This window comes from Vibrio sp. R10-SG3-ISO10 (assembly GCF_059834185.1).
In genome coordinates, this window is record NZ_JCBDHG010000002.1 from 416,364 (window position 1) to 442,385 (window position 26,022).

The 26,022-nt window shown below is 44.9% G+C and carries 29 protein-coding genes and 1 riboswitch; of the genes, 7 read left to right on the forward strand and 22 right to left on the reverse strand.

The window, feature by feature from the left end:
* Nucleotide 1: 1 nt before the first annotated feature.
* From AC6R16_RS02680 to AC6R16_RS02695, 4 genes are read right to left on the reverse strand one after another with little or no spacing between them, the layout of a single operon-like run.
* The gene (locus AC6R16_RS02680) at nucleotides 2-760 is read right to left on the reverse strand and encodes an outer membrane lipoprotein-sorting protein (protein WP_500673511.1); all 759 of its coding nucleotides are present in this window, start codon (nucleotides 758-760) and stop codon (nucleotides 2-4) included.
* Nucleotides 753-2,012: an ABC transporter permease gene (locus AC6R16_RS02685; protein WP_486796414.1), complete on the reverse strand. Its 1,260-nt coding sequence runs from the start codon at nucleotides 2,010-2,012 to the stop codon at nucleotides 753-755. Before AC6R16_RS02685 ends, AC6R16_RS02680 begins: the two co-directional genes overlap by 8 nt.
* Nucleotides 2,000-2,683, reverse strand: coding sequence for an ABC transporter ATP-binding protein (locus AC6R16_RS02690; protein WP_500673512.1), 684 nt, complete (start codon nucleotides 2,681-2,683; stop codon nucleotides 2,000-2,002). The genes AC6R16_RS02685 and AC6R16_RS02690 overlap by 13 nt, the downstream gene beginning before the upstream one ends.
* Before the next feature lie 9 nt (nucleotides 2,684-2,692).
* A complete protein-coding gene (locus AC6R16_RS02695; RefSeq protein WP_500641352.1) occupies nucleotides 2,693-3,337 on the reverse strand; it encodes a hypothetical protein in 645 nt (214 codons plus the stop codon).
* Between the two features lie 250 nt (nucleotides 3,338-3,587).
* On the opposite strand from AC6R16_RS02695, the gene AC6R16_RS02700 reads away from it, so the two are divergent.
* Complete coding sequence (locus AC6R16_RS02700) at nucleotides 3,588-3,836, forward strand: hypothetical protein (RefSeq protein ID WP_486788170.1); 249 nt, start codon at nucleotides 3,588-3,590, stop codon at nucleotides 3,834-3,836.
* A gap of 188 nt (nucleotides 3,837-4,024) precedes the next feature.
* Here AC6R16_RS02700 and AC6R16_RS02705 read toward each other — a convergent pair whose 3' ends face one another.
* From AC6R16_RS02705 to AC6R16_RS02725, 5 genes are all read right to left on the reverse strand, one after another.
* Nucleotides 4,025-5,290 carry a Rid family hydrolase gene (locus tag AC6R16_RS02705; protein WP_500673513.1) on the reverse strand — a complete coding sequence of 422 codons (1,266 nt, stop codon included), beginning with the start codon at nucleotides 5,288-5,290 and terminating at the stop codon, nucleotides 4,025-4,027.
* Nucleotides 5,291-5,786: 496 nt separating this feature from the next.
* Nucleotides 5,787-6,689, reverse strand: a complete 903-nt coding sequence (gene secF / locus AC6R16_RS02710) for a protein translocase subunit SecF (protein ID WP_500673514.1) — start codon at nucleotides 6,687-6,689, stop codon at nucleotides 5,787-5,789.
* Between the two features lie 2 nt (nucleotides 6,690-6,691).
* A complete protein-coding gene (secD, locus tag AC6R16_RS02715; protein WP_500673515.1) occupies nucleotides 6,692-8,548 on the reverse strand; it encodes a protein translocase subunit SecD in 1,857 nt (618 codons plus the stop codon).
* Nucleotides 8,549-8,618: 70 nt separating this feature from the next.
* On the reverse strand, nucleotides 8,619-9,101 hold the full coding sequence (locus AC6R16_RS02720; protein ID WP_500673516.1) for a hypothetical protein: 483 nt from the start codon (nucleotides 9,099-9,101) through the stop codon (nucleotides 8,619-8,621).
* Between the two features lie 99 nt (nucleotides 9,102-9,200).
* On the reverse strand, nucleotides 9,201-9,869 hold the full coding sequence (locus AC6R16_RS02725) for an SH3 domain-containing protein (RefSeq protein WP_500673517.1): 669 nt from the start codon (nucleotides 9,867-9,869) through the stop codon (nucleotides 9,201-9,203).
* Between the two features lie 55 nt (nucleotides 9,870-9,924).
* Here AC6R16_RS02725 and AC6R16_RS02730 point away from each other — a divergent pair, with 55 nt between their 5' ends.
* A complete protein-coding gene (locus tag AC6R16_RS02730; protein WP_500673518.1) occupies nucleotides 9,925-10,491 on the forward strand; it encodes a hypothetical protein in 567 nt (188 codons plus the stop codon).
* 13 nt (nucleotides 10,492-10,504) lie between these two features.
* On the opposite strand, the gene AC6R16_RS02735 is transcribed toward AC6R16_RS02730, so the two are convergent.
* Nucleotides 10,505-11,479, reverse strand: a complete 975-nt coding sequence (locus AC6R16_RS02735; RefSeq protein WP_500673519.1) for a GGGtGRT protein — start codon at nucleotides 11,477-11,479, stop codon at nucleotides 10,505-10,507.
* Between the two features lie 15 nt (nucleotides 11,480-11,494).
* Nucleotides 11,495-12,187 carry an iron-sulfur cluster assembly scaffold protein gene (locus tag AC6R16_RS02740; RefSeq protein WP_500673520.1) on the reverse strand — a complete coding sequence of 231 codons (693 nt, stop codon included), beginning with the start codon at nucleotides 12,185-12,187 and terminating at the stop codon, nucleotides 11,495-11,497.
* A gap of 114 nt (nucleotides 12,188-12,301) precedes the next feature.
* Nucleotides 12,302-12,367: riboswitch (Fluoride riboswitch) on the reverse strand.
* A 204-nt stretch (nucleotides 12,368-12,571) separates the two neighbouring features.
* Between AC6R16_RS02740 and AC6R16_RS02745 the strand changes: the two genes are divergently transcribed.
* Both AC6R16_RS02745 and AC6R16_RS02750 read left to right on the forward strand, forming a co-directional pair.
* Complete coding sequence (locus AC6R16_RS02745; RefSeq protein WP_500673521.1) at nucleotides 12,572-14,899, forward strand: bifunctional diguanylate cyclase/phosphodiesterase; 2,328 nt, start codon at nucleotides 12,572-12,574, stop codon at nucleotides 14,897-14,899.
* Between the two features lie 134 nt (nucleotides 14,900-15,033).
* Entirely contained in the window at nucleotides 15,034-15,351 is a 318-nt protein-coding gene (locus AC6R16_RS02750) for a DUF2147 domain-containing protein (RefSeq protein WP_367938955.1), read from the forward strand.
* A gap of 73 nt (nucleotides 15,352-15,424) precedes the next feature.
* Here AC6R16_RS02750 and AC6R16_RS02755 read toward each other — a convergent pair whose 3' ends face one another.
* Together AC6R16_RS02755 and phhA are read right to left on the reverse strand one after the other, a co-directional pair.
* Nucleotides 15,425-15,754, reverse strand: coding sequence for a 4a-hydroxytetrahydrobiopterin dehydratase (locus AC6R16_RS02755; RefSeq protein WP_239853402.1), 330 nt, complete (start codon nucleotides 15,752-15,754; stop codon nucleotides 15,425-15,427).
* Nucleotides 15,747-16,538, reverse strand: a complete 792-nt coding sequence (gene phhA / locus AC6R16_RS02760) for a phenylalanine 4-monooxygenase (protein ID WP_500673522.1) — start codon at nucleotides 16,536-16,538, stop codon at nucleotides 15,747-15,749. The genes AC6R16_RS02755 and phhA overlap by 8 nt, the downstream gene beginning before the upstream one ends.
* A 225-nt stretch (nucleotides 16,539-16,763) precedes the next feature.
* Here phhA and AC6R16_RS02765 point away from each other — a divergent pair, with 225 nt between their 5' ends.
* Nucleotides 16,764-18,764: an acetoacetate--CoA ligase gene (locus AC6R16_RS02765; RefSeq protein WP_500673523.1), complete on the forward strand. Its 2,001-nt coding sequence runs from the start codon at nucleotides 16,764-16,766 to the stop codon at nucleotides 18,762-18,764.
* Nucleotides 18,765-18,826: 62 nt separating this feature from the next.
* Here the strand turns inward: AC6R16_RS02765 and AC6R16_RS02770 are convergent, their stop codons facing one another.
* Entirely contained in the window at nucleotides 18,827-19,405 is a 579-nt protein-coding gene (locus tag AC6R16_RS02770; protein ID WP_004746051.1) for a class I SAM-dependent DNA methyltransferase, read from the reverse strand.
* 144 nt (nucleotides 19,406-19,549) lie between these two features.
* On the opposite strand from AC6R16_RS02770, the gene AC6R16_RS02775 reads away from it, so the two are divergent.
* Together AC6R16_RS02775 and AC6R16_RS02780 are read left to right on the forward strand one after the other, a co-directional pair.
* A complete protein-coding gene (locus tag AC6R16_RS02775; RefSeq protein WP_004746053.1) occupies nucleotides 19,550-20,428 on the forward strand; it encodes a LysR family transcriptional regulator in 879 nt (292 codons plus the stop codon).
* Between the two features lie 187 nt (nucleotides 20,429-20,615).
* Nucleotides 20,616-21,509 carry a cation diffusion facilitator family transporter gene (locus AC6R16_RS02780; RefSeq protein WP_500673524.1) on the forward strand — a complete coding sequence of 298 codons (894 nt, stop codon included), beginning with the start codon at nucleotides 20,616-20,618 and terminating at the stop codon, nucleotides 21,507-21,509.
* Nucleotides 21,510-21,531: 22 nt separating this feature from the next.
* Here AC6R16_RS02780 and AC6R16_RS02785 read toward each other — a convergent pair whose 3' ends face one another.
* From AC6R16_RS02785 to AC6R16_RS02820, 8 genes are all read right to left on the reverse strand, one after another.
* Entirely contained in the window at nucleotides 21,532-22,332 is an 801-nt protein-coding gene (locus AC6R16_RS02785; protein ID WP_500673525.1) for a PhzF family phenazine biosynthesis protein, read from the reverse strand.
* Between the two features lie 31 nt (nucleotides 22,333-22,363).
* Complete coding sequence (locus tag AC6R16_RS02790; protein WP_500673526.1) at nucleotides 22,364-22,846, reverse strand: YbaK/EbsC family protein; 483 nt, start codon at nucleotides 22,844-22,846, stop codon at nucleotides 22,364-22,366.
* A gap of 24 nt (nucleotides 22,847-22,870) precedes the next feature.
* Entirely contained in the window at nucleotides 22,871-23,317 is a 447-nt protein-coding gene (locus AC6R16_RS02795) for a GNAT family N-acetyltransferase (protein WP_500673527.1), read from the reverse strand.
* Between the two features lie 65 nt (nucleotides 23,318-23,382).
* Nucleotides 23,383-23,796 carry a nucleotide triphosphate diphosphatase NUDT15 gene (locus AC6R16_RS02800; protein WP_500673594.1) on the reverse strand — a complete coding sequence of 138 codons (414 nt, stop codon included), beginning with the start codon at nucleotides 23,794-23,796 and terminating at the stop codon, nucleotides 23,383-23,385.
* A gap of 38 nt (nucleotides 23,797-23,834) precedes the next feature.
* Nucleotides 23,835-24,434: a class I SAM-dependent methyltransferase gene (locus tag AC6R16_RS02805; RefSeq protein WP_500673528.1), complete on the reverse strand. Its 600-nt coding sequence runs from the start codon at nucleotides 24,432-24,434 to the stop codon at nucleotides 23,835-23,837.
* A gap of 55 nt (nucleotides 24,435-24,489) precedes the next feature.
* On the reverse strand, nucleotides 24,490-24,981 hold the full coding sequence (locus AC6R16_RS02810; RefSeq protein WP_500673529.1) for a GNAT family N-acetyltransferase: 492 nt from the start codon (nucleotides 24,979-24,981) through the stop codon (nucleotides 24,490-24,492).
* Between the two features lie 61 nt (nucleotides 24,982-25,042).
* The gene (locus AC6R16_RS02815; protein ID WP_500673530.1) at nucleotides 25,043-25,417 is read right to left on the reverse strand and encodes a nuclear transport factor 2 family protein; all 375 of its coding nucleotides are present in this window, start codon (nucleotides 25,415-25,417) and stop codon (nucleotides 25,043-25,045) included.
* A gap of 24 nt (nucleotides 25,418-25,441) precedes the next feature.
* A complete protein-coding gene (locus tag AC6R16_RS02820; protein WP_500673531.1) occupies nucleotides 25,442-25,924 on the reverse strand; it encodes a hypothetical protein in 483 nt (160 codons plus the stop codon).
* Nucleotides 25,925-26,022 lie beyond the last annotated feature (98 nt).

Sequence of the window (26,022 nt, forward strand, 5' to 3'; positions counted from 1 at the left end):
TTTATAACTCCGACAACGCATTACGAGTTAAATAGGCAGGGTTGTAGTATTTGTCTTCTAGTTCCACTGGCGTGATTTGCTGATATTCAATCACGGTCTTTTTCGCAGGCTGAATTTGATCAAGCAGCGTCATGGCAACAACTCGCTGCAATCCATCACGTTCACCTTGGGTAAACCAGGCTTGTTTCGCGAGCTTACCCGAGCGGAGATAAAGGTCAGCTTTGATTGGGAAATCATTGCTTTCATCCAACCACAATTCAATTTTCGAATAGCTCGCCCCTTTGGTAGTCGCTCTTAAACGTAGGTGGTTAACCAGTAAGGAATCACCGTTTACATCCAGTTGTTCCGGTTTTACAAACGTTGCATGGTAATCTTCGCTCCAAGTCAGGGTTGAAATATCCCCGACTGACGCCTCACCCAATAGCTTCTGCATCGGCGTAATACGGATTGGACGTCGGCTTTTCGGCATCACTAGCCAGTAGTTGTCCCCTAACATCAGCATTTTTTGCCCAGCTTCAACTTGGGATTTAAACAGCACTAGAGACTCTCGATTTGTACGAGTGTAAACATTGTACTCACGCGTTTTATCCAACTCTCCATTTTCAAACAGACTGACCAGTGACACCACTTTGGCGGCATCGGTATCAAGGCGGTACTGATCGGCATTCTTAACCATGGTCGCGACATCTTTCGCCATTACACTCGAAGCACTGGCGATAAGCACTGACGCTACAACTATCTTCTTAATCAAACTAAACATAAATCAACGCCTCCGTTATTGGCTTCTTAACCCCTTTCGATGCAGATAACCAAGCTGCCACAACACATATGAGCAACACGCCCACGGCTGTCATAGAGAGTAGTTCTGGTGAAAAGTAGATATTAAGTGGGTAACCTTCTGTTCGGCCTGGAGGGGGTGGCATTTGCACATCCACAACCATAAGCAATAGACTCACTAACAGGCTGATGACGCCTCCAATGAACGAGCCAATCAGTGCCAGTAAGGCCGATTCACGCACAAAGCCAGACACAATCTCTCTTGGGTATGTCCCCAGTGCCGACAGAGTGCCTATTTCTCGTGTGCGTTCAGTGACCGACATCGTCATAGTGTTAAACAATGCGACAAATACCACCAACGCCATCACAGCGCCCATAATGCCGAAAATTCGGTCATACAGGTCTTTAACTTTGGTATAGAAGAATGCGCGCTCTTGCCATGGCGTCACTTCAACTGGCTCCGCGAGAGACATGTCTGCCAGCTGCTGCTCAACCCAAAGCTTCATCGGCATCGTTTGCTCAGTATCAAATAGGAACACGGATAATGTGCTGACCTTGTCACTACCTAAAAGCTCCTGAGCAGACTTGATATGAATGTAGAGCTGGCGCTTATCCAGTTCAGGCACACCCGTTGAATAGATGCCGCGAACTTTGTAGTCATAGGCATTTAGCGCGCCATCGCTGGTTGTCGCCAGCAATGTAACCCAATCTCCGATGCTAACGTTTAGGTTGCGCGCTAAATCTACGCCAAGCATGACTTCTGGCTCACTTGGGTCGTAACGAGAGGATTGAATGCTCGACAGTGTCTTACCTTGGCGAACATCCAAAAACGGTCCTTTCATATCAAACTCACGCTCATTGACGCCTGTGCCAACAAAGATGGTCGATTTACTCCCGTTGGAGACAAGACCAGTAAACTCGATTCTAGGCTGAACGCCACGCACTTTATCGTTGGCAATCAATTGCTGGGTGATTTGAGTACCATCTGATAGACCATTTGCCAGTGGCATCTCTTCATCTTTTTCGAAGAAGTCAGGCTGGCTGATAGTCAAATGACCTGTATCTCTGGCCGTCGACTCTTTCAAAGAATCATAGGTATACAGCCCAAAGCCACCCGCTGAAGTTAGAGCAAAAATAGCGATCGCAATGATCAGAACAGATAGCACACTACGACGTTTGTTTCGCTGCAAATTAAGAAACGCGATACGCCATGATGGTGGAATTAGCTTGCCCATTTCATTGCCTCCTTGTTGATAGTACCGTCTAACAGGTCAATGCTTCGGTCACATTGCAGAGCCATACGAGGGTCGTGTGTCGCAACAATAAAAGTAGTACCCAACTCGTGCCCTAGGCCTTTCATCAGTTCAATCACCACCGAGGCAGTGTGGCTGTCTAAACTTGCGGTAGGTTCATCTGCAATCACCATTTGCGGTTTGTGCACGAGGGCTCTCGCGATAGCAACCCGCTGTTGCTGTCCTCCTGAAAGGTTATCTGGGCAGTGCTCAGCAAACTCTTTAAGGCCAACCTTTTCCAAGATTTCAAACGCTTTTTGTTTTTGCTCTTGCAAAGAAAAGCCATTTAACATCAGTGGATAGGCCACATTTTCCCACGCAGTCATAACAGGAATTAAATTAAACTTTTGAAACACGAAGCCAAGTTGGTTACGGCGCATATGAGCCGCCTTAATGGCTTCTCTTGGATAAGCAAGACCAGATAATTCAATAGAACCTTGGTAGTCCATATCAAGTAAGCCTAATATGTTGAGGAGCGTACTCTTGCCCGAACCTGACGGCCCGCATAGAGCCACCATCTCACCTTTGCTAATCACACCACTGACCTGATTTAATGCATGTACCTGCTGCTGGCCAATTCGATAGGTTTTGCTAATCTGCTTAAACTCAATCATAACGCCTCCTTAAGCTGCAGAATCTAGAATCGCTTTAGCTTGAACTGTCATAGGGTGATTCGGGTTTCTAGCTTGCATTTCAGAGACCCACTGTTTAGCTTGAGTCTTATCCTCTGCTCGAAGTGCCGCTTGAATGGCATAGATATAAACCCAAGAGATCGCATCATAGTGCTGTTGCTTAAACGACTCATCGGCTAACAAATCGAGAAATAGGTCATAGCCACGCTCAAAGTGGTTGAACATGTCAGGTAGAGAGGTAAATGTAGCCCCCGCGATTGCTCGCGCAAGCAGCGATTCAGGCAACCCTTGGCGGTATTCTTGTTGTTCTAGTGGTGTTGTTTGACTACTCAGTAGATCCAACCCCTTACTGATGGTCGCTAACCCTTGCTCTGTGTACTTCATTTTGTTCCACGGCATAAAAGCATCTCGCCCCATAAGGGTCTGAGTGCTTCCTAAGTACACCAAACTCAATGGGTCAGCGCCATCGGTAGCAATTTGAGTCTCTAACTGCTGATGAACAAGTTCCACCTTGTCTTCATCGCCTTCTGCTGCAAGATTGTATTGAGCAATCAGCTCCTCACTCGGCGCCGCGACGACTTGTGTCGCAACAACTAACCCAATACTAAATAAGCTCGCTAACGTTACTGTTTTCATCTGAATAATCCCTTGCCTGTTTTGATGATGAAAGAATAACCACGCCAATAAAAGTCGGCAGCACTATGCGACGAATGGAAGAAATCGAGAGTAAACGGTCGTAAAGTGGATTAAATGGACAATCCCTCAACGCTAACGGCGTGCAGCTATAGATTTTTGCCACTATGATCGTTAGAGTAGCGCCAATAATTGAGCCACTGCTTTTTATTATATGCTTGGCTAAAAGTAAGAAATGTAACGAGATAGACCAATGATTAATGACGACAGAATTATCGCAGACTTAACAGAACTGGAGGCTTTCCTAATCGCTGTAGAGAGTGGTGTACTTGGGCTGAGTAATGCAGCTGGCGTAGTACTCGCAACCAACAACAGTGACGGACGCCGATTTGTTGCAGTATTAGATGATAAGCACCAACTTGTGTTAGGTCGTTGGGTGACAGAGGAAGTATTCCAAACTGGACAAGACTTGGTTCGCAATGGACCTAAACGCCCTCACTAATTTAGTACCTAAATATATTCTAAGCCTGCCTATGCGCAGGCTTTATTTTAACGAAAATAACTTTATATTTTACAAATACAATAACTAAAATAAACACTATCCAATATTTCGGATAATTATCCAGTTATTATAAGAAAGAGGCTAACTAAATCAGTCAGCCTCTTCACATTATTTAAAATTGATTGATATTATGCGTTTGGCGGTGTGCCTTCGCCATTCGAAACAACCACATCAATCTGTACCAGTGCGTCCATCGCGATTTCAGCGACACCAACAACGGTGCGCGCTGGCAGTTCACGTTCAAAGTACGTCTTGTAAATTTCATTTACGGCCTCTAGATCAGCCAAATCACGCAGTTGAATGTTTACTTTAACAATATCATCCATCACGTGATTGATGCTTTCAACAATCGCTTTAATGTTGTCGAGACACTGTTGAGCCTGCTCTTTTGCTCCACCAGCAACCAATTGGCTCGCGCCTGCTTTCATGGGCAGCTGCGCTGCAATGTGGTTGTAGTGAGAAAATGCCACTGTCTGAGAGTGAAGTGGATTAACTGGCGCATTTTCTGTGTTATGTGCTCGAATCACAATACCGTGTCTATCTTCCACTTCTTGTGGTGGCGTACCATCACCGTGAGAAACCACGGCATCTAACTGAACTTTCGCACCCATAGGAAGGTCTGCCACAGAAACAAAAGTACGTGCTGGCATATAACCGACAGTGCGTGCGATAGACGAATCTGGGAAGAAAGTCGTGTATGCCGTATCGACCTCTTTCATATCCGCTAGATCTTTCAGATACACGTTCACTTTTACAATGTCATCAAATGGGACATCAATGCTCTCCATGATGGCTTTGATGTTCTTCAAACATTGAGCCGTCTGCTCTTGAACGCCACCTTCAATTAGCTTGCCTGTTTCCGCATCAATTGGCAGCTGAGCTGAGATATTGTTGTAGTGCGAGAATGCAACGGTTTGTGTAGATACTGCACTGACGGGGGCTTGCTCAGTGTTTCTTGATAGCTTGATAAGCGCACAAGGCTCCTGAGGAGCTGTACCTTCGCCATTTGAAATTAGCGCGTCCATTTGAACCAAAGCATCACCGTGTGGTAGAGCATTCACAGCCACAGTGGTACGAGTTGGAATGAGGTTCGGGAAGAAAGTCTCATATACTTCGTCCACTGCTTCCATGTCTGCAATGTTCTTTAGGTGAACATTAATACGTACAACGTCGTCCATGACGTGATCAATACTTTCAACAATCGCCTTAATATTGTTTAGACACTGTTTCGCTTGCTCTTTTACATCACCTACAACAACCTGCCCAGTAGCAGGGTCTAGGGGTAACTGCGCAGAGATATTATTGTAGTGAGAGAATGCTACGCTTTGCGTAGACAGCTCAGAAACAGGTGCATTTTCGGTGTTTCTTGAAACTTTAATGATTGCGCCACTCATGTCGGTTTTTATCCTTCTATTTCACGCTAGATAGTTATTTTATCTTGGGTTAGTTTTTAGTTATTGGAATTAAAGTGACATGATAGTAAGTGAATTATTTGCTGTTAATTGTGACTAGAATCAAGAACTACTTTTACTATAAGATGGCGAAAACAAGGATATTTAGTCACTACCCGATTAAATATCCAGATTTTTATTATTTGTTTAAACTCGAACTCATTAAATAATGTAATTTTCCCAGAATAGTGAATACATAATCATTGGAAAATTTGTTCTCTGAGTTTTGTTTCGATCAGATCTGATAGCCGCTTCACAAGAATCTGGGCAAAGTCATGACAATTCATTCTAACCACTGCGATTTATCTCTCTGTGAGTGCATAAATTATTCTAGGTGTCGTTAAAAGGCAGCCAAAACAAGCTTTACGCTAGGTGATATCGCTAGAAACAAAAAGGCCCTGAGACGTATCGCTCAGGGCCTTTCGTATAACTCACCGCTTTATGGCGCGTTGTCAATCTCGACAGGAAGGTAGTGCTTGGGCTCAAGTTTTAGCCATTCTGGCAGCACCGTACCCATGGAGATCGAAGACCAGGTGCCTGACAGAATACCGATGAACATCGCAATAGCGAAACCTTGCAGCGCGCTGCCGCCCATAATCCACAATGCCGATACCGTCATTAACGTGGTACCCGAAGTCACCATAGTTCGCGAGAAGGTCGCCATAACGGCTTGGTCGTTGATCTCTTCGGTTGGCAATGACTGTTTGGCAACAAGCAACTCACGAATCCGATCGGCAATAATGATCGAGTCATTAAGCGAGTAACCAAGAATCGCCAGTATTGCCGCAAACACGGTCAAGTTAAACTCCATTTGCGTTGCTGCAAAAAAGCCCAACACAAGCACCACATCGTGAAGCAATGCTAATAAAGAGCCGCTTGCCAATCGCCACTCAAAGCGGAAACACAGATAACCTAAGATACACAGCATAGAGATCATCAGCGCTAAACCGCCTTGATCGACTAAATCTTGCCCTACTTGAGAGCCCACCATGCTATTGCTGATCACATCCACTTGGTGAGAAATTGGCGAGAGCGTTTTAACCAAGTCCGCTGACTGTTCGCCTTGCTCAGGAATTGGGTAACGAATCACCCATCGACCATCTTGGTCTGAGTGAGTCACATTAGTGAACTGACCTAGTTCTGGTTGCAGAGCGTCAACAAGTTGTTCATGGGTAACATTGTTGTCTACTTTGACTTCAGTGACCATACCGCCGGTAAAGTCGAGCCCCATATTTAAGCCATTTATCCCCAACGCAACGAGAGAGACGACCATTAACGCGAATGATACGAAATTAGTAATGTAGCGAATTCGACGAATATGCTGTTTAAAAAATTCAACCATGATTACACCCTCACATCACGACGCGCATCGCGTCCCCATACCAAATTGATAATTGCACGTGATGCGAAAACACCACTAAACATACTGGTCAACAGACCCAAACCTAGAGTTAAAGCAAAGCCTTGTATTGGACCATTACCAATCGAGTAAAGAACGACAGCAGTGATCATGGTTGTAATGTTGGCATCGAGGATGGTGCTCAATGCACTACCAAACCCAAGGTCAATCGACTGAGCGAATGTACGCCCCTCAGCGAGTTTGTCCTTGATACGCTCGAATATCAGTACGTTGGTGTCTACCGCCATACCGACCGTTAAAACTAAACCAGCGATACCAGGTAGAGTCAGGACGGCGCCTGGAAGAAGTGCAATCAAACCAAGCAAACTCACCATGTTAACCATAAGCGCGACGTTCGCTACCCAGCCTAACCGGCGATACCAGAGCGCCATAAAGGTCAATGTCATCGCTAAGCCAAGCGCAAGAGCGGCAAAACCATTTTGAATGTTTTCAGCACCCAATGAAGCGCCAATAGTGCGCTCTTCTACAATTGTCACTGGCGCGGTCAACGAGCCAGCGCGAAGCAACAGTGCAAGGTTTTGCGCGTCTTCCATTGAACCTGCACCTGTGATGCGGAACTGACTACCTAGTTGAGATTGAATGGTTGCGACACTGATGACTCGTTCGCTACGTTCAGTTTCACCCTTAGCGTTAGTCGTATACTCGCGATACACGGTTGCCATCGGTTTACCGATATGGCCTCCTGAGAAATCACTCATGATCTTGCCACCAGCATGGTCAAGAGAGATGTTTACCTCAGAGAATCCCATTTTATCGACGCCAGCACGCGCATTAATAATGTGCTCACCGGTTAGGACAGGACGTTTTGCTAAAGTAACGTCACGACCATCGTTGTCTTTCAATACCACATCGCCATAGGCTTTACCTTCTGACGGAGTGCGTGATTCATGAAACGCCAAAGTCGCCGTTGCACCAATCACGTTCTTTGCCAGTGAAGGATCTTGCACACCAGGTAACTCAATACGAATGCTGTGCTCACCCTGACGTTGAACTAAAGCTTCCGTAATGCCCAACTCTTCAATGCGATCACGCATGATCTTCAAGTTTTGCTTGATAGTGACAGATTGAAACTCAGACTTGCTTGCTAGCGTAGGCTTAACAGCAAGGTAATCCGAATGACGCTTCACATCCCAGTTCGGGTAGTTTTGCTTAAGAAAGGTATTAACTTGAGTAAGCGAGTCATCAGAGTCATCAGAGTCAGTTTTAACATCAAAAGCTTCAGAACCAACCGAAGAAATTTGAATACCGCGCAGTCTCTCCTGACGCAAGAAGTCTCTCACTTCATCAACTAAGCTGTTACGTTGGTCTTCAAATGCCTTGTCAATATCAACATTGAGCAAAAACTGCACACCACCACGTAAGTCCAAACCTAGCTTGATAGGACTAAAACCCATATCACCTAGCCACTTAGGCGCGACGGAGACATAAGAAAAGGTAATCGAGTCTTCTTTCCCTAATAGCTTATCTAGCGCCTGACGTGCTTGGGTTTGCTCGGTTTCGTTCTCAAACACGAGCGTTGTTTTGTTGCCAACCTGCTCGATTTCGTTCACTTGAATATCGCGTTGTTCGAGATATTGGTTGAGCTCAGTGACATTATTTAGAATGCCGCTCTGTTCAACTTGTGACGTTGTGACTTGAATGGAAGGTTTTTCTCCATACCAAGTTGGAATTGCGCTCAGGGCAAGCATCACCACTGTCGCGATAAGAACCACGTATTTCCACGCAGAATAGTGGTTCATCAGGCGTGCGGGTTTCGCCTGCTTTATAGGATTTTTATTCATAATATTTCTTAACTTTGCTAGGAACTGTACCTAGGGATAAACGGTGAAGGCTAAAGCTTCGGTATGTAAGTTAGGAAATAGCGGAGTAATGGCCGTTGAGAGCGACATAAAGCACATTGGTCTCTTTCCAGCCGGAAATGCGATAAGGAGAATGGTAACGTGATGCAGCGCCTAAACCTGAGTCTGTTTTAGGCAGTTTATACAGCCTAAACAACGCTATCGCTGCAGGTTCAAAGCTAGGTAAATCTACATTTGAGGAGGACTCACCATCATCAAGGTATCGGGTGACATTCAGCCAGCGATTAGCATTGATGATGGCTAACCAATCTTGAGAAAAATCAGCTTTGGTAACAGGCTTAGATTGAGGCTCTTGCTTTACTTGATCAAATAGGGCTTGGAAGTCGCCGTTTGAAAGAGGCAGTAGAGCGTTCGCTCGGTTATTAAGACGTGCAGATGCTTCATGTTCAGCTTGCAATAAATAGGCGAACGCCTGCGTTGGCAGAGCCATCGCAAGTGTAAAAAGCCAAATATATGAAACAATTCGTTGAAGCATTGATGAGCCTGATAATAGTCAACAGCGAGATAGTAAATCTAACCTTGGCAACAGACAACTAAAATAATCTAAAAGCTAACATTCCAAATTTGATGGGTTTTAGCGATAGAAAATCTTCCCGGTTTGAACGTCCAAATAGATCTTATTGGCTTGCTTCAAGCCTCCGCAGTATACAAAGTAGGCATCGATACCTTCAAACGTCACAGAACGAATCCAACCTTGAGTTTCTTCAAAATCCTCAGGTACACATGTACCTTCTTTGAGCAGCTTGTCTGTTGTCTTTATGAACATTTCAAAATGCTGCTTGAAGTCATCAGAATCCTCAATGTAAGTGGTCACCGTTTCTACTCGCTCTTGCTTGGTAATCGTTGGAGCTACCTCCAACAGTGCCTCCATCGGCACCCATTCTGCAACCTCAGGCCCACCCTCTTCGTACACATAATAAGGCGATATCCTTCCCCACCCATCGCGTTTCTCTAGAATATGCAGTTTGTCACCTCGATAAACGACATTTTCAACAAACGCGGAGTAATCTGGAGCTTCGCGCACACCCAATTTGGGAGGGCTAACATAGTAGTCGGTAATCGGCGGCGGTGGCTCGACTTCTTCTTCCTCCTCAACCAGAAGGATCGGTGTCATTGGTTCTTCTTCCTCTACCCCTTCCATCGCTAACGCGTCTTGCTGAGGTTTGTAATAGAAGATGTAGTAACCACCCGCAGCACAGCCTATACCGACGAGCAGCAGGAGAAGCATAATGACCTTTTTCATATCGCCTTGATTCTTTTCCTATACTTATGAGGTTGCAAACACCATAACCATCATAATGAAATGGCACAGTATTAATATAACTATAGCGGCAGCATTGCTGATCACTTTACCTTATGGGGTAAATAGTGCGCACTGCGACGCGGAATCTTGGAATCGTGCCCTCAAACTTCAGCAAGAGTTGGATCAGAAATATAACTTTCACGCGACTCGATTCAATCAGTTTCTCCAGATGCACCAAGCCCAGCCTTTCTTATATCAGGAGTTCACCGCTGATGAACTGCACGGGCTGTGGCAAAGCGACAATCACACCTTTCATCGACATATGCAAACCCAAGCGGAGGCTTCCAGTGTTGTGATAAGCAGGATAAATGAAGAGAAACGGTTGCTTGATCCATTAGTCAATCAAGCGAACGCAATGGAAAAACGTTGGTTATCGATCAGTAAACATTGCAAACAATCAGGTAGTCAATCTAATGTCATTAGCGGCTGGCAGTACTCACAGGTTAACCAAGCGATGAGGAAAGATATTGAATCTTTAATCAGTAAACTGACCATACTTGAAGGTCGCTATAGAAAAGAGGTTGAGGCTCTGGAAAACGCCAAACCAAAGCCTCAGGATTAATTCAGGTTTTACCTTAGTGATGAAGTTGTTGTTCCACCGCCACTGCAAGTGCCACGGACGCGCCCACCATCGGATTGTTTCCCATACCGATGAAGCCCATCATTGCCACATGGGCTGGCACTGAAGAGCTTCCTGCAAACTGGGCATCTGCGTGCATTCTCCCCATGGTATCCGTCATTCCGTAACTTGCTGGTCCTGCCGCAACATTATCTGGGTGTAGCGTTCGTCCAGTACCACCACCAGAGGCAACCGAAAAATACGCTTTGCCCTGAGCATTGCACTCAGATTTGTAGATACCGGCGACCGGATGCTGAAAGCGTGTAGGGTTAGTCGAATTACCCGTAATACTCACGTCTACCGATTCACGGTGCATGATCGCGACACCCTCTCTGACATCATCAGCGCCGTAACAGAGAATCTCACCACGCGCGCCCTGAGAGAAACGTCTTCTTTCAACCTCCACCAGCTCCCCGGTTTGGAAGTCGAACTCAGTTCTTACATAGGTAAATCCGTTAATTCTGGCGATTAAGTAAGCCGCATCCTTGCCGAGTCCATTCAAGATCACTTTAAGCGGTGTGCTTCTCGACTTATTAGCATTGAGAGCAATTTTAATCGCTCCTTCCGCTGCAGCAAAAGACTCATGGCCTGCGAGAAATGCAAAGCACTGCGTTTGTTCATTGAGCAGTCGAGCAGCCAAAGCGCCGTGCCCTAAACCTACTTGTCTTTGCTGGGCAACGCTACCCTCCTTGGTAAAGGCTTGCAGCCCTTCACCAATGGCTAGCGCTGCCTGCTCCGCGTTTTCTGATTGGCGAAACAGCGCCAGTGCAGTCCCTAAGGTATACGCATCACAAGCGTTATCAAATGCAATCGGCTGAGTTTCAAGTACTACCTGTTTAGGATCAATTCCGAAAGTCAGACAGTAATTATGCGCCTCTTCCAGAGTAGAAAAGTTCATGTGATTAAGTAATTGAGTTATCGAAGTATTCATGATTTGGCCCTCTGGTTAAGCGTTGCGCGGATTGATCGTTTTTTCGGCTTCATCGAAGCGTCCATAGGTTCCACTCGCGTCTAGCATTGCGCTTTCAACCTCCATTCCACTCTCAATGTTTGCCATCATTTTGCCAAGGTTAAGATACTGATACCCAATGACTTCATCGTTTTCATCGAGCGCAAGTTTGGTTACATAGCCTTCAGCAAGTTCCATGTATCTCACTCCTTTCGCCATGGTTGAGTAACTTGTCCCAACCTGACTTCTCTGCGCTTTACCGAGATCTTCCAACGCAGCGCCAATTTCTAACCCGCCTTCAGAAAAAGCAGATTGAGTCCGCCCATAAACAAATTGGAGGAACAGTTCGCGCATCGCGACATTAATCGCGTCACAGACTAGATCGGTATTTAGCGCCTCTAGGATGGTTTTTCCGGTCAGTATTTCCGCCGCCATAGACGCAGAGTGCGTCATTCCAGAGCAGCCTATAGTTTCAATCAGCGCTTCTTCGATGATGCCTTGCTTAACATTCAAAGTGAGTTTCGCGGCCCCTTGCTGGGGAGCACAAGCCCCAACACCGTGGCTTAAACCAGAAATCGCGATAACATCTTTTGGCCGCACCATTAACCCTTCCACTGGAATGGGTGCAGATGGATGTAAGTCCCCACGTTGAATTGGGCACATAGATTGAATTTCAGAAGAGTATTGCATGGCGTTTTCCTAATCGTTAGGAAAACAAGTGAGGTGTGAAGGTATAACTTCTCTACAGAACGTCAAACCAACTCGTCAGCGAGTGGTTTATTCACAACAGCATCACCTGTTTTCGTATCTGTAGGAGTCATCAGCCAGAATTGGCGGTTAAGTAGGTGGAACCCCATCACCTTGGGAAATAGAATAGATCCACATCACACTTTGATGCAATCCTTTATTTAGAGTGAAAACTTATAATCAACCCAATTTATATAAGCAGACCAATTAAACCAAATGTAACAATTACTTTTACTGTTGATTCTGTTTGTTATCAATTATCATTTGCATTAATGTTAATTGCAGTTACCATTTAGGTATGTGTAACGGACTACCTCTGACTCTGCTTTGAAACTTGCTCTGTCACTTAAACATTTTCTTTTGATCTGGATTATCGGTCTAAGTCTAGCTGGAGGCAGCTACTTAATCGTTCATCATTATGAAACCCAAAAGCTCAATAGCCAACTTACCGCGCAGCTAAGCAACCAAGTACAGACCCTTCAACAATCACTAAACTCGATTGAAAGGCTGCTCTATTCAACTAGAGCATTTTTATCGAATGGCAATAAGCCAACACCTAAACAATTTGAAGCATACTTTTCAGAACAATCTTCGCTGCTGCCAAACGTTCAATCTGTCATTTGGGCGCCCACTGTATCCATTGATCAGATTTCTGAGTTTAAGCTGACCGCACGGCAGAACGGCTTTCTAGGTTTTGAGCTCACTCCGCCATTATCGACCAGTGAAGACAAAACATGGTTTCTCAGTAATCAAACGGTTCCTGTTTACTACCTATCCTCCTCGTTTGAAGGGAGTGATGATCTAGGCTTTCGATTAGAAAGTGACACTCAACTGGTTAGCGCGATGTCTCGTGCTATTACCTCCAATCGAGTCGGTGTTGTCGGCTTTGTTGAAGAAGGCCAACTTGCTGCAAACTTGGTGTTACCTAAGTTCTCTACCGGTGGAAAGCTTGAAGGATTTATTGTCGCTAAGGTTGTTTTCCATGAACTACTTGGTGAGATATGGCAACGAGAAGTGAACTCAGCCACAACCGAGATTGAAGTCTATGTTCAACCAAACCATGAGCTTGCCTTTGAGTCTCATATCAACACCAAGCTTACAGAAGATGGCCTAACAGCGCGGCTCGTCTCGCTTGACCAAACTGTACGTGTCCCGCTATTCAATCAAGAGTGGACAATTTCGATCTCAAAGATGGATAGCAGTGGCAGCACAGCTTTGTATAGTACAGCGTCAATACTGTTAATTTTCCTTTTAACGGGTTCTGTTTCAATAGCCGCAAACTTCTATGCCACCCGATTGAAAGTTTCTGATCAACTGATCGAAGAGAAAACCCGAAGTCTTGCTATTCAAGCGGTCAAAGACAACTTAACTGGGTTAAACAATCGAACTGCACTCAATCGAGAAATAGATAAACAGCTTAGGTATTTACAAAAAGGGTCATCTAACGGCTTCTCAATACTCTTTATCGACTTAGATAGATTTAAAGTCATCAACGACTCTATGGGCCACCTCCATGGTGACAAATTACTCAAGGAAGTTGCATCTCGATTAACCAGCCATTGCCGCGACGACGATATGAGTTTTCGCTTTGGCGGTGACGAGTTCATCATCTGCTTACCTCGATTAACATCACGTGGGGCACTGACACACATATGCCATCGCTACGCCAAAGTGCTTAGTCAGCCTTACACGATCGATGGTCAGTCTTGTCATATAGGCGCGAGCATTGGCATTTCAGTGGTCACTGACCCCAAACAGACCATAGCTGGTATTCTTCGTGAGGCAGATACCGCGATGTATAAGGCTAAAAGCTCTTCCAATGAGAAGGTCGTCTTCTTCCATGACCAGATGTTTAATCAGGCCAAGAAACGCTTTACTTTAGAGCAAGAGCTGACGGGCGCACTCGCATTCAAACAGTTGTCATTGGTTTATCAACCGATCTATGAAACAAGCAGTGATACGGTAGTCGGATTTGAGTCTTTACTAAGATGGAATCACCCTAAGCTAGGATTTATCTCTCCCCAAGACTTTATCCCGGTGGCAGAAGAGACAGGACAAATCATTCCAATTGGTGATTGGGTGGCGAAAGAGTGCTGCAAGATTCTAGAGCGATTATGGATCACGCGGCAAGGCAACAATGTACCTCGTTTTAATATTAATGTGTCTGCGAAGCAGTTTGAGTCAGAGCATATCTACCATACGTTAGCGCATTTACTTGAAAGTCACTCTTTTCCAGCCCATCTCATCGGTATAGAGATAACAGAATCTATGCTTCTAGCGGACGAGTGCAATGCCAGCCAACTTCAGCGTATCAAAGATCTCGGTGTAACCCTTTACTTGGATGACTTCGGCACAGGTTACTCTTCACTCTCGGTGCTCAATGATTACCCTGTTGACGTGATCAAAGTCGATCGCAGTTTCGTCAGCCGCATTGCACTTGGTCAGCATAATGCCGATAGCCTTTGTCAGGCGATCATCAATATGGCGCATACCATCGATCTTGAAGTCGTCGCCGAAGGCGTAGAAACCCCAGAGCAACTCGCTTTCTTAACCCAGCATCGTTGTAATTTGATTCAGGGATACTTGAAGTCTAAGCCTCTTACTGTGTGTGGTATAGAAAGAGTCCTTGATAACCAGACAAAAGCGACCGCTTAACCTTGTTCGAAAATTTCGAATATGAATAACGAATTTATATTATTTTTTGTGATTTAATTCACACATATTATTTCTCTCAAGCGCACAAGACGCAGTTTACAAAATTAACTACAGCCAAGAGTTGAGAGGAATTCATGATGAAAACAGTACTAAAAGCAATCGCACTTACCGCCCTAACTTCAACAGTAGCATTTGCAATGCCAGCAGAGGATCAATCAATCCGAATCAAGACTATTGAGAACCAAGCTATTGTCACCGTGACTGAAAATGGCGTGCCGGTAAGCGATGTCAAAGTAAAGGTTAAAGGCAATGGAACCCATTACTTCACAACGGGAGTAAAAGGCACGTTTATGGCGGCAAACCTATTGGATAACGGCCGTACTTTTACCTTCGAAATTATTGATGAGAACGGTGATGTCATTCGCGAGCAGCGCTACCTTCCTTCATTTTAATCTTGGGTAAACCCAAAATAAGAAAGCCTGAGAATTCACTCCTCAGGCTTTGTTGTTTCTAGACTCTGTTGTGCTAGTCTAAGCGGTCACACTTGGCAGCGCAGATAAAATCATTTTGATGCAGCCCTTTAATAGAGTGGCTCCACCAGGTTACCGTCACTTTTCCCCATTCAAGAAGTATGGATGGGTGATGAAACTCCTCTTCAGCCAGCTCAGACACTTGGTTGGCAAACGCCCATGCAAGTTTATAGTTCTTAAACTTATAGACTTTTTCCAGTTGAGGAATGCCATCGCGCTCTAGCATCTGCCAGCCTTCTAGCTCTGTAAGGAGTAACCTTCTCTCTTCTGCGCCTAACGCCACTGCGCTACTGGTACAAGACTCACAACGTAATTCATCAAGCATGTGTCACTTCCTTTGGTTCAAATAATGGGGGTAATAATCCAGCCTGCATGGCTTGCTTAACATGGAACATTAAATCCAATTTACTTAGTTTGTATAATTGCTGAATGTTATCCAGAACAAAATATTCTGGCTGCATAATATCTATCCGGTAAGGCGTTCTAAATACGGTGTGGATATCAAACTCTACTCGCTGCGCCTTAGGATCATCTAATGCATATAGCGTTTCACCTGGTGAAGACAAAATACCACCACCATAGATCTTAGTTTGATCGCCTTCTTTAACGAGTCCAAATTCGACCGTGAACCAGTATAAACGCGCCAAATAGACTCGCTCTTTGTCACTCGCATTGCGGCCGAGAAGGCCATAAGTCTGAGTAAACTGGGCAAACTCGGGGTTGGTCAACATAGCGCAATGACCAAAAATTTCGTGGAAAAAGTCAGGCTCTTGGAGGTAATCAAACTCTTCACGAGTTCGCAGGAATGTCGCCACCGGAAATTTCTTATCTGCAAGCAGAGCAAAAAATCGGTCAAAATTGATTAGTGCTGGCACAGGTTCCACCTGCCAACCCGTCGATTCCTTTAATACTCGATTGATATCAACAATCTGCGGAGCTCTATCTATTGGCAAATCAAGCAGTTCGAGTCCTGCCAAATACTCTTTACACGCTCTTTGCTTTACCAAGTGAAGTTGACGCTCAACCAAATCGCGCCAAACCTCATTCTCTTCTGGGCTCCACTCCACAATCCCGTGTTCATTCACAGGTTTAGAATGATACTGTGCCATACCTAGCTCCGTTAACAAATCCGTTACATTAAGCCTATCGCCATGCTAAGACGGTGACAATTTTCCGAGCCAACTCTATCGCCACCCTTTCCTGTAACATAATTTTTACATTTGACAGCTTTTTGCTTATTTTTCATGGAGCTGAAGTCACCCCACTTGTTTGACTTTGCCTATATTTTCATCAAAGCTTATTTGGATAACGGAGAACAAAAAGACGAGGATGTCATGTCTAACTCAGAGCAGCGCTTCCCTTCCCCAATTTGGGCGCCAAGTCGTGAACGAATTGAGTCATCAAATCTAAATCAATTCATAAAACACATTAATATTCAGGGAGATGCGATAGAAAACTACTCAGACTTACATCGCTGGTCAGTTGAATGCAAAAAAGATTTTTGGCTAGAGGTCTGGCAGTTTTGTGATGTCATTGGCTACAAAGGCGATTGTATATTAGGTGAAGGATTAGCTAAATGGGGTACATTTAGCGCTAGTAGAGATACCATTTGGTTCCCTCAATCACAGCTCAACTATGCTGAAAACCTACTCGCCTACGCGTTTCAGGCCCCTGATGACATCGCTATCTGGTTTAAAAATGAGCGCGGAGATTGCCGAAAACTCTCGTGGCAAGAGTTGTGTGATCAGGTGTCTATTCTTCAACAATGGTTAAAACACAATGGTGTTGAAAAAGGTGATGTCGTTGCAGGGTACTTACCGCACATGCCTGAAACCGTGATCGCCATGTTGGCCACGACTAGCCTAGGCGCAATTTGGACATCGACCTCCCCTGATTTCGGAGCAGAAAGTGTCATAGAACGCTTTGGTCAAGTTCAACCAAAGGTTTTGTTTTGCTGCAATGGTTATGACTTCAACGGCAAAACTTTTCACATGGAAGAGAAGAATCGACAAATTGTCGATGCTATGCCGAGCTTAGTGAATACTTGTCAGATTGATTACTTGCAAGAACAACCGAGCAACCAAGGTCTTAGTGATTCGTTTTCAGACTGGGAAGCCATTTTAGCCAGTTACCTATCGCGGGGGATTCGCTATCAAAGGATCAGTTTCAATGATCCGTTGTTTGTTCTCTACTCTTCAGGCACAACTGGCAAACCAAAATGTATTGTCCACTCAGTTGGCGGAACAATCCTAAACCACCTCAAAGAACATCAACTTCATTGTGATGTTCAACCTAAAGATCGCGTTTTCTACTACACAACCTGTGGTTGGATGATGTGGAACTGGCACGTGTCAGCACTGGCCAGTGGAGCCAGTTTGGTCATTTACGACGGCAGCCCTATGTACCCGAACCCAAACGCTTTATGGCAGCTGTGCGAAGATGCACAAGCGACCTTATTTGGTACATCGGCTAAATATTTGGAGGCGCTTGAAAAGTCGCAATTTAACCCAAGCAGTCACTATTCGTTGGACTCCCTAAGAACCTTGTGTTCAACAGGCTCTGTCTTGTACCCCGAACAGTTTGACTATGTGTATGCCAACATTAAGGTGGATCTTCATTTAGCTTCCATCTCCGGAGGAACGGATATCTGTGGCTGCTTCGTGTTAGGCAACCCAATTTCGCCAGTTTATCGTGGAGAGTGTCAGGGAGCAGGGTTAGGCATGGATGTTGCCGTGTTCAATGACTCAGGAAAAGAAGTAATTACAGAACGAGGTGAACTGGTTTGTCGCAACAGTTTTCCTAATCAACCTTTAGGATTTTGGCACGATGACGGTGAACGCTACCACAATGCCTACTGGGACAAATATGAAAACACTTGGCACCATGGTGACGATGTTGAAATGACAGCGCGAAATGGCATGATTTTCTATGGACGAAGCGACACCACACTCAACCCAGGCGGGGTGAGAATTGGTACCGCTGAGATTTATCAAAAGGTGAATCAACTTCCTGAAATTCAAGACTCTATCGCTGTAGGACGGCGCGTGGATGGCGACGAGAAAATCGTCCTCTTTGTCCAGCTGAACCCTAAACAGATGCTTACAAAGGAGCTCGAAAGCGCGATCAAGCAAACGCTGCGAGCACAGTGTTCTCCGCGCCATGTGCCTTCAGAAATCTATACATTGACTGAAATACCAAAAACGAAATCCGGCAAACTGGTCGAGCTTGCGGTAAAACAAGTCTTACATGGTGAAGAGATAAAAAACAAAGGCGCTATCGCTAACCCTTGGGTTTTGGATGAAGTCGAGAAGTTCCAAGGTCATCCTGTTGTCTAAACAAAAAGCCCGACGTCATCGTCGGGCTTCTTAAATCTCTTTAAGCTATCACTTTTAGGCTATTATTTTTTAGCCACGGCCATCAGTACCTTTAGCGTTCCATCTGGCGTTTCAATATCGAATGGCGTCGTGACGACAACCTCGCTGAAGCCAACACTCGATAATACTTGCTGCGCATGCGTGATTGTCATACCACCAACTTCGTCTTTATCTGACAACCAATCCCAATGGACAAAGTAACTGCCTTCATCGAGCAAACTGAAGACAATATCTGCGGTATCAGAGTAGCTTGGTAAAAAGCTGCATACCGACGAGGCAACAACCAAATCAAACTGTGCTCTAAATGCTGGGTGCATTGCGACAAGTCCACGACTGAGGATATCGACTACTGGCTCGACATTGGCAAGCTCTTTCATGTCTAGCTGTTCGATCATCGCTTCCGAGCTGTCTAGCGCGACAATGTCTTTAGCGACTGGCGACATCCGTTGACTCAACAAACCGGTACCACAGCCAAAGTCCAGAATGTGCATTCCTTTAAAATCGACAACTTTCTGTAGCGACTCAAACGCCTTATCTGCGTAATCATTGGTTGCGTTTTCCGCATCCCAGTTTGCTGCGACATCGTCCCAACTATTAGCCATCATGATCTCCCTGTTACTACATTCACTTGGCATCGCTCAAGAGTATCAAAACTGCATGAAATTCATAGCATTTCAATGCTGAAAACAGACAATTGCCTAGGATTAATATAATATCGATTTCAAGCTAATCAAATTGTACAAAAGATGAACTTATCTCAGATCGAAGCTTTTTGCACCGTCGCAGATACTGGCTCTGTTTCGGAGGCCGCCCGTCAACTTGAATGCAACCGCACTAAATTAAGTATGGCAATCAAAGCATTGGAAAAAGATCTCGATGTTGAGCTATTCGTTCGTAGCGGTAACAATTTGGTGCTTTCCGAAGCGGGTAAAGCGATTTATAAAGATAGTCAGAACTTGTTGGTGACCGCATCGCGTATTCGCCAAACCTGCGCACAAGTTTCTGGTGAATTCAACGCTGAAGTTTGGATTGCCCGTGACGATTCACTACCCGATGAGTTATGGCATGACCTCTCTCATAGGCTCAATAACCACTTTCCAGCAACAACGTTCAATATTGTGCTCGCCTCTAGTGGTGACCTCGCCAACCTCGTCGCAACCTCTCAGGTCGACTTTGCTTTCGGCGTCGATTATGAGCGCCTTGATGATCCTCTTGTCACCTTTCAGCCGCTCGGTAAAATCCGCTTGATGTCAGTGTGTCGAACTAGCAATCCGTTGGCGCAATTACGTCGTGTATCCGATGACGAACTGCGTAACGCGATGCAGGCGGTCATGGTTTATCTCAATGAGAAAGACAATCCAGAGCTTCAGCCGTTTTCTTTACGCTATATCGGCTTCTCAAGCTTTGAATATATGCTCAATACGATTCTTGAAGAAGAAGCGTGGGGCGTTCTACCAGAACCTCTGATCCGTAATCTATTACGCAAACAAGAGCTTGCAGTGATTAAGCATACCTATGGTTTAACTCAGGAAGACTACTGCATGTTTACCGCAGCAGGCATGGCCGAGCACCCCGGGATGTCTTGGTTAGCTGACAAGTTAAACGAGTATCTGTTTGATTTTTAGCCTGACACACAAACAAACCATCAGTGAGTGTCAAAAATAATGACAGTAGATTTTAGTCCTATCTCATTGAATTATATAGACTAACCAAGAAAGGCTAAAAATACACCATACCTAAAACTCATATAATGTTTGTTAAATGCGCTGGTTTTGAGAACACTGTAAGTGTAGATAAACAAGAGATAACATTATGTGTGCTAGGACAAGCTTAAACGAAAAACGAATACTCACCTTCTCAGCGTTGCTCGCATCGGGCTTTGCTGGCGCAGGTCTCGTACTCGGCTTGCTTGTAGGCTCACTGGTTATTGTCTTTGACGGCGTTTATTCTCTGGTCAGTCTGCTGTTAACTTTATTGTCGCTGGCTGTCTCGCGCTTTATTGAGCGCCCTTCGAAGCGTCAATTCCCATTTGGTAAAGCAGTGCTAGAGCCCGTTGTCATTGCTGTAAAAGGCAGTGTCATCCTCGCGATTGTCAGCGTTTCTCTTTACTCAGCAGTGACGGCTATGTTTACTGGCGGCCGTGAGGTTGACGCAGGCATTGCGACTCTGTTTGGCGTCGTGAACGTATTGGGTTGTGGCTATGCTTGGTGGTATATCGCCAACAAGTCAAAACGCTTTTCTTCTGGGCTTATTGAAGCAGAAAGCAAACAGTGGCAAATGGATACCCTATTAAGTGTTGCTGTCACGTTAGGTTTTGTAGCCGCTTGGTTAGTCTCCATTTCGCCATTTGCACAGTATGCCGTTTATGCCGACCCAATGATGATGATTCTTATGTCTTTTTACTTCATCAAGGTGCCGTTTGATATGTTGATGGGCGCACTGCGCGAACTGCTAATGATGAAACCTGACGAAGCTATTTGTAACGCGGTAGACAAAGAAGTCTCTGCATTAGATAAACAAGTGTCTCAGCAACTAAAAGTGGCAGCCGTCACTAAGGTCGGCCGCGAGTTAAGGGTTAATCTTGACGTTCATTCAAAAGGTCAACAAGTTGAAGTGGCGGAACTGGATAAAACCCGCCGAGTGTTAAAAGATAAACTGTCGAAGCTTTCGTTAGACCTTAACCTAACCATGAATATTGCCAGCTAAAAACAAGTTAAGCTGTATCGCATTACAGATGCAGCACGCCCGAAATGGTAGTGCAAGCGGTACCGCTTAGCTTCACTCGCTGACCTTCTATCTCTAAGCCAATATGCCCACCCCGTGGAGAGGCTTGGTAAGCATTAAAGCTATTTTTACCTAACGCCTGTTGCCAGTAAGCAGCTAACGCGCAATGAGCAGAGCCTGTGACGGGATCTTCGTTGACGCCTACCCAAGGAGCAAAATAACGAGATACAAAATCAACCTCTGCATTATTGCTCAACGCAGTAACAATCACTCCACGGCCTTTCAGTTGCTTCATGGCATCAAAGTTCGGCTTCAACTGCTCCAGTATGTGTAAGTCGGGTACGTGTATCAGTACTTTTTCATCAAACTGCCTTGTGGCAATAATTTGATTTGAACTCAATCCTAAAGCTTCAAACAGCAAGGAGTTACCCGCTTCTTCACTGCCAGACAAAGTCGCAATTGGGAAATCAAGTTCAATGTTATTGTGATTAAGTTTGGCCGTTAGTTGCCCTGACAGTGTATTAAAAGCGACGCTCTCCCCTATTGAGAGTGCCCCCTTTTGCGCGAGAATGTGGGCAACAGCGAGGGTACCGTGACCGCATAGTGCAACCTCAACTTTGGGTGTAAACCACCTCAGTTGCATGTTGCTCAATGTGAGAAACGCTGTCTCTGAGACCGCCATTTCTTCAGCAATCGAATACATCAGCGACTCTTCGAGCGGCTCTTGAGTAATACAAACGCCAGCAGGATTCCCTCGAAAAGGCTCGGAGGTAAACGAGTCAACTTGATAGATTTCTAGTTCCATAGCGAATTTTTCAACGTAAATAGGGGCTCGATTACTTAGCTACATCTAGCCATTGACCGCCCGTTAAACTGTCAAGATCTGCGGCCTTTAATCTAAACACCGTATTCGGCGTTCCTGCTGCTGCCCAAATCTCACCGTATTGCTTCAAATCCTGGTCGAGCAGGGTTTGGACTTTTGCGGTGTGAGCGACGGGAGGCACACCGCCAATCGCATATCCAACTTTCTCTCGGACAAAAGCCGCGTTGGCCTTCTCAAGTGGGATACCCGTTTGCTGTTTAATTTTGTCTGCACAAACCATATTTGTGCCTGAAGCCACGACAAGGACGGCTTCTCCTGTCTCGCCATTTTTAAAAATGAGCGACTTGGCGATTTGGGCGACACCACAACCAATGGCATCAGCGGCTTCAAGTGCGGTGCGGGTTGAGGCTGGCATTTTTTGAATGACAAAATCATGGCCTCGACTTGATAAAAAATCCTGAACTTTGATTGATGACGCTTTCAGTTCCGTTGACATAGTGTTCCCTCTTATTGTTTGTTCTTATAACTGTATGTATAACCTCAACATATCCTTATGCTGAATGCCAGACTCATAGATAGGTTCAGCGTAGTTATCTACAAAGTGATTCTTAACAACGCTATCGACTCTAAAACCGAGCCTTTGGTAATAAGTCAATTGGTAACCAAACGTTCCCGTCCCTAACTCAACTCGCTTTACGCCTTTACTGCCTAGCTCAGCGAGAGCATGCCTAAGTAGCTTCGAACCGATACCTTTTTGCTGATAAACAGGTAGCACTGAGACATTAAATACTTCGGCAAGTGTGTCATTTAAAGGTTTTACTGCACACACAGCCACTATTCGCTCGTTGTCTAGCGCTACAAAGCACCAAGAGTCACTGAGATACGTTGCGATACTTTGCTCACTGGGGTCAGCCTCAAGCAACAAATCCATCGGTACTTTTGTTGGCAAAGTTTCTTTAAATATCATGGCTTAGTAAGTCGTATTCTCTGTTCGTTTGGTTATCTGTATCAGGTAGAAAGAGTCTTTGGTATTCAGCATTTAGCGGTTAAGTTGGGATTTTCAGCTAACAAGTTGGTCATCGGCAAAAACAAAGGCTCTGGAAGTGAATCTAATGCAAACCATTGCCATTGCTTACATTTGTTTGGCTCCATAATTTGAGCCTTTCCGGCTGCACATTCAGCAACAACGAACAAGGTAATGTAGTGCTTATCTTCTTGTTCAAACACGTCGTTGGTAAACCCAAGCTTACTAACTGAGTTCACCTGCAATCCTGTCTCTTCCAGGACTTCGCGCTCAGCACACTCTTCAATAGACTCGCCAAATTCTAGGTGCCCGCCAGGCGTCGCCCAAGTATGAGCGCCGTGAGCACCGATTCTTTCTCCAAGGAGGATTTGGCTATCTCGCTTAATAACAACCGCAACACCGACACGTACTTCTTTTTTCACCGTTAACCTCTTTGTATTCATTTAAAGTTTCGTTTTGGTTAGAGCTTTTCGACAATCAAATAAGTATGAAGCTCTGGGTATTGGTCAAATTCGAGATGTCGAACCATACAGCCTAGCTCAATAAACAAGCTTAAAAATCCATTGGTTCCGAGTGACGAATAATAGACTTCAGGCCCCATAAAGCTGTTGGTGTGAAAGCCCTCTTCACTTGTGCCGCCAAATGAGAAGATGAAAAGACCGCCGACATTGAGACTATCGACAATCTTGGTCATAACATGACGCTGTTTCTCTAAAGGAATATGCCAAATACTGTCCCAAGCGGTAATGAAATCGTATTTTTCAACAAATTCATACTGACAAATATCGGCGTTGATAAACTCAACCTGTGGGTGTTTCTCTTTGGCTAGCGCCAGCATCTCACTTGATACGTCCATACCTGAAGGAGTGAACCCTTCGCTCGATAACAATTCAATGAATCGTCCGGTACAACCACAACCAATATCTAGGGCTTTTCCGCGTTTCTCCGTAAACGAAATGGCACGCTTGTGTTGCTCAATACCATTCTCTAAGTTGAAACTTTCTCCTTGCCAAATGTGAGTAATTTGGTCGTATGCCTTGCCTATTTGTTCTGGTTTCATGTTGGTTTCTATCATTCCTTTATTCGTCACGACTCGTGATAATTCTTGGGACAATTTAGTTAAGCTCTAACTGCCAATAACCTACGGAGATATGTTGATCAAACTTGAATCCAATGTTGGCGAACTCGCCAACTTTTCTAAACCCCATCTTCTCATGTAATGCCACACTAGACGGGTTTGGCAACGCAATAGTTCCTATCGCGTTTTTAATGCCGAGTTCACGTAATTGAGCAATCAGAGCAGTATAGAGCTTTTGCCCCGCCCCTTTGCCTTTCGCATCACTAGATAGATAAATAGATGGTTCAACCGTATAGCGATAAGCACTGCGAGGTTTCCACTTAGCCGCATAAGCATACCCTAGGGGTTGGCCCGCCTCTTCGAGCACAATCCAAGGTAGCTCTGCAGAGAGAACGGCATCAATCCTCACCTTCATATCTTCAATAGAAACAGACTCTTCTTCGAATGAGATAGCCGTCGTGGCGATGTAATGATTGTAGATATCCGCAATCCATTGAGCATCTGAGAGCTGCACTTGTCTTAGTTCCATTTGTCCTCCTTGACCAATAACTCGCTATTCATCCTACACTCGATTGAGCTAAGAGATAAACCTAAGAATCAATTTCAAATGCAGGACAAGGCGTCCCTTGGTGATATTTCAGTTGCCAGTTACATCCCGTAAATGCCCAAATCGAAGACCGTTTGGCATAACTACTAATTTCACCATCCGCAGAGATTAATGCTGATTTATATAGAAGAAGCTGAACGGAAGGTTCGAGTTGGATGCATTCATAATCCTGTGAATGGATGATAACTTGAGAAGGTTCTTCACCGTCCATCATTTCACTGATCGTCTCAAAATCAAAACTGGTACCCGATTTCCCTACTTCACGAAATGTCGGGTGGATTAGTCGTTCTCTTTCAGCTTTGTCTTTCCGAACTGAAAACTGATGTAGCGCTTTTTCTTGTTCAACCAGAATATCCATTTCCTATCCCCTCGTTCGGCTATTTTACTTTTGACCAATATGATTAGAGAGCATCACAAGAAGCTTGAAGATGTTGTGTAATCGAACCCCTAATCGTAGTGGCTTAGCATTATCTTTAATCTTGATGGCAGCTTTAATTGCAGAGATCTTGGCATAAATGCTTTCAATCACTTGCTGAGTCTCCCACCCATGATAGCGCTCAAGCTGTTTGATACCTTTAGTGCTAGCTGTATCTATTTTGGAGCGATTGAGTGAGTTAAAGTTAAACCCTTGCTGCAATGCGTTTCGATAGGCTGATTCTTTAATTTGTGGAATGAGTTGTTCATACCCCGAGCGCGTCTCTACATACAAACGAATAAGCTCGATGTTTTCTTGCAGTTCCACAGCAACTGTTCGTTTCAGTCCGCGATTACCTGCAATCCATTTATACAACGAGCTCGCGACTTTCTCTGCACTACTCGCCGCTTCAAATGCTTCCTTTGCCTGCATACTCCCCTCACTGTTCATCTAGCCTCTTGTCATAGATGCATAATAGGTTGAATGCAAAATATTAAGTGATTTCAGTAGGTTTGCAATAGGTGGAGTGACGATGGTCGACTGGTTAA

Excerpts from the sequence above, each read along its gene's own strand:
- AC6R16_RS02730 (WP_500673518.1), top strand. The coding sequence starts at position 9,925 with ATGAAATGGCACAGTATTAATATAACTATAGCGGCAGCATTGCTGATC.
- AC6R16_RS02735 (WP_500673519.1), bottom strand. The coding sequence starts at position 11,479 with ATGAATACTTCGATAACTCAATTACTTAATCACATGAACTTTTCTACT.
- AC6R16_RS02815 (WP_500673530.1), bottom strand. The coding sequence starts at position 25,417 with ATGGATATTCTGGTTGAACAAGAAAAAGCGCTACATCAGTTTTCAGTT.
- AC6R16_RS02755 (WP_239853402.1), bottom strand. The coding sequence starts at position 15,754 with ATGCTTGATGAATTACGTTGTGAGTCTTGTACCAGTAGCGCAGTGGCG.
- AC6R16_RS02770 (WP_004746051.1), bottom strand. The coding sequence starts at position 19,405 with ATGGCTAATAGTTGGGACGATGTCGCAGCAAACTGGGATGCGGAAAAC.
- AC6R16_RS02680 (WP_500673511.1), bottom strand. The coding sequence starts at position 760 with ATGTTTAGTTTGATTAAGAAGATAGTTGTAGCGTCAGTGCTTATCGCC.
- secD (WP_500673515.1), bottom strand. The coding sequence starts at position 8,548 with ATGAATAAAAATCCTATAAAGCAGGCGAAACCCGCACGCCTGATGAAC.
- AC6R16_RS02775 (WP_004746053.1), top strand. The coding sequence starts at position 19,550 with ATGAACTTATCTCAGATCGAAGCTTTTTGCACCGTCGCAGATACTGGC.
- AC6R16_RS02700 (WP_486788170.1), top strand. The coding sequence starts at position 3,588 with ATGATTAATGACGACAGAATTATCGCAGACTTAACAGAACTGGAGGCT.
- AC6R16_RS02685 (WP_486796414.1), bottom strand. The coding sequence starts at position 2,012 with ATGGGCAAGCTAATTCCACCATCATGGCGTATCGCGTTTCTTAATTTG.
- AC6R16_RS02720 (WP_500673516.1), bottom strand. The coding sequence starts at position 9,101 with ATGCTTCAACGAATTGTTTCATATATTTGGCTTTTTACACTTGCGATG.
- secF (WP_500673514.1), bottom strand. The coding sequence starts at position 6,689 with ATGGTTGAATTTTTTAAACAGCATATTCGTCGAATTCGCTACATTACT.
- AC6R16_RS02705 (WP_500673513.1), bottom strand. The coding sequence starts at position 5,290 with ATGAGTGGCGCAATCATTAAAGTTTCAAGAAACACCGAAAATGCACCT.
- AC6R16_RS02785 (WP_500673525.1), bottom strand. The coding sequence starts at position 22,332 with ATGGAACTAGAAATCTATCAAGTTGACTCGTTTACCTCCGAGCCTTTT.
- AC6R16_RS02805 (WP_500673528.1), bottom strand. The coding sequence starts at position 24,434 with ATGAAACCAGAACAAATAGGCAAGGCATACGACCAAATTACTCACATT.
- AC6R16_RS02820 (WP_500673531.1), bottom strand. The coding sequence starts at position 25,924 with ATGAACAGTGAGGGGAGTATGCAGGCAAAGGAAGCATTTGAAGCGGCG.
- phhA (WP_500673522.1), bottom strand. The coding sequence starts at position 16,538 with ATGGCACAGTATCATTCTAAACCTGTGAATGAACACGGGATTGTGGAG.
- AC6R16_RS02695 (WP_500641352.1), bottom strand. The coding sequence starts at position 3,337 with ATGAAAACAGTAACGTTAGCGAGCTTATTTAGTATTGGGTTAGTTGTT.
- AC6R16_RS02780 (WP_500673524.1), top strand. The coding sequence starts at position 20,616 with ATGTGTGCTAGGACAAGCTTAAACGAAAAACGAATACTCACCTTCTCA.
- AC6R16_RS02810 (WP_500673529.1), bottom strand. The coding sequence starts at position 24,981 with ATGGAACTAAGACAAGTGCAGCTCTCAGATGCTCAATGGATTGCGGAT.
- AC6R16_RS02740 (WP_500673520.1), bottom strand. The coding sequence starts at position 12,187 with ATGCAATACTCTTCTGAAATTCAATCTATGTGCCCAATTCAACGTGGG.
- AC6R16_RS02690 (WP_500673512.1), bottom strand. The coding sequence starts at position 2,683 with ATGATTGAGTTTAAGCAGATTAGCAAAACCTATCGAATTGGCCAGCAG.
- AC6R16_RS02750 (WP_367938955.1), top strand. The coding sequence starts at position 15,034 with ATGATGAAAACAGTACTAAAAGCAATCGCACTTACCGCCCTAACTTCA.
- AC6R16_RS02765 (WP_500673523.1), top strand. The coding sequence starts at position 16,764 with ATGTCTAACTCAGAGCAGCGCTTCCCTTCCCCAATTTGGGCGCCAAGT.
- AC6R16_RS02795 (WP_500673527.1), bottom strand. The coding sequence starts at position 23,317 with ATGATATTTAAAGAAACTTTGCCAACAAAAGTACCGATGGATTTGTTG.
- AC6R16_RS02725 (WP_500673517.1), bottom strand. The coding sequence starts at position 9,869 with ATGAAAAAGGTCATTATGCTTCTCCTGCTGCTCGTCGGTATAGGCTGT.
- AC6R16_RS02790 (WP_500673526.1), bottom strand. The coding sequence starts at position 22,846 with ATGTCAACGGAACTGAAAGCGTCATCAATCAAAGTTCAGGATTTTTTA.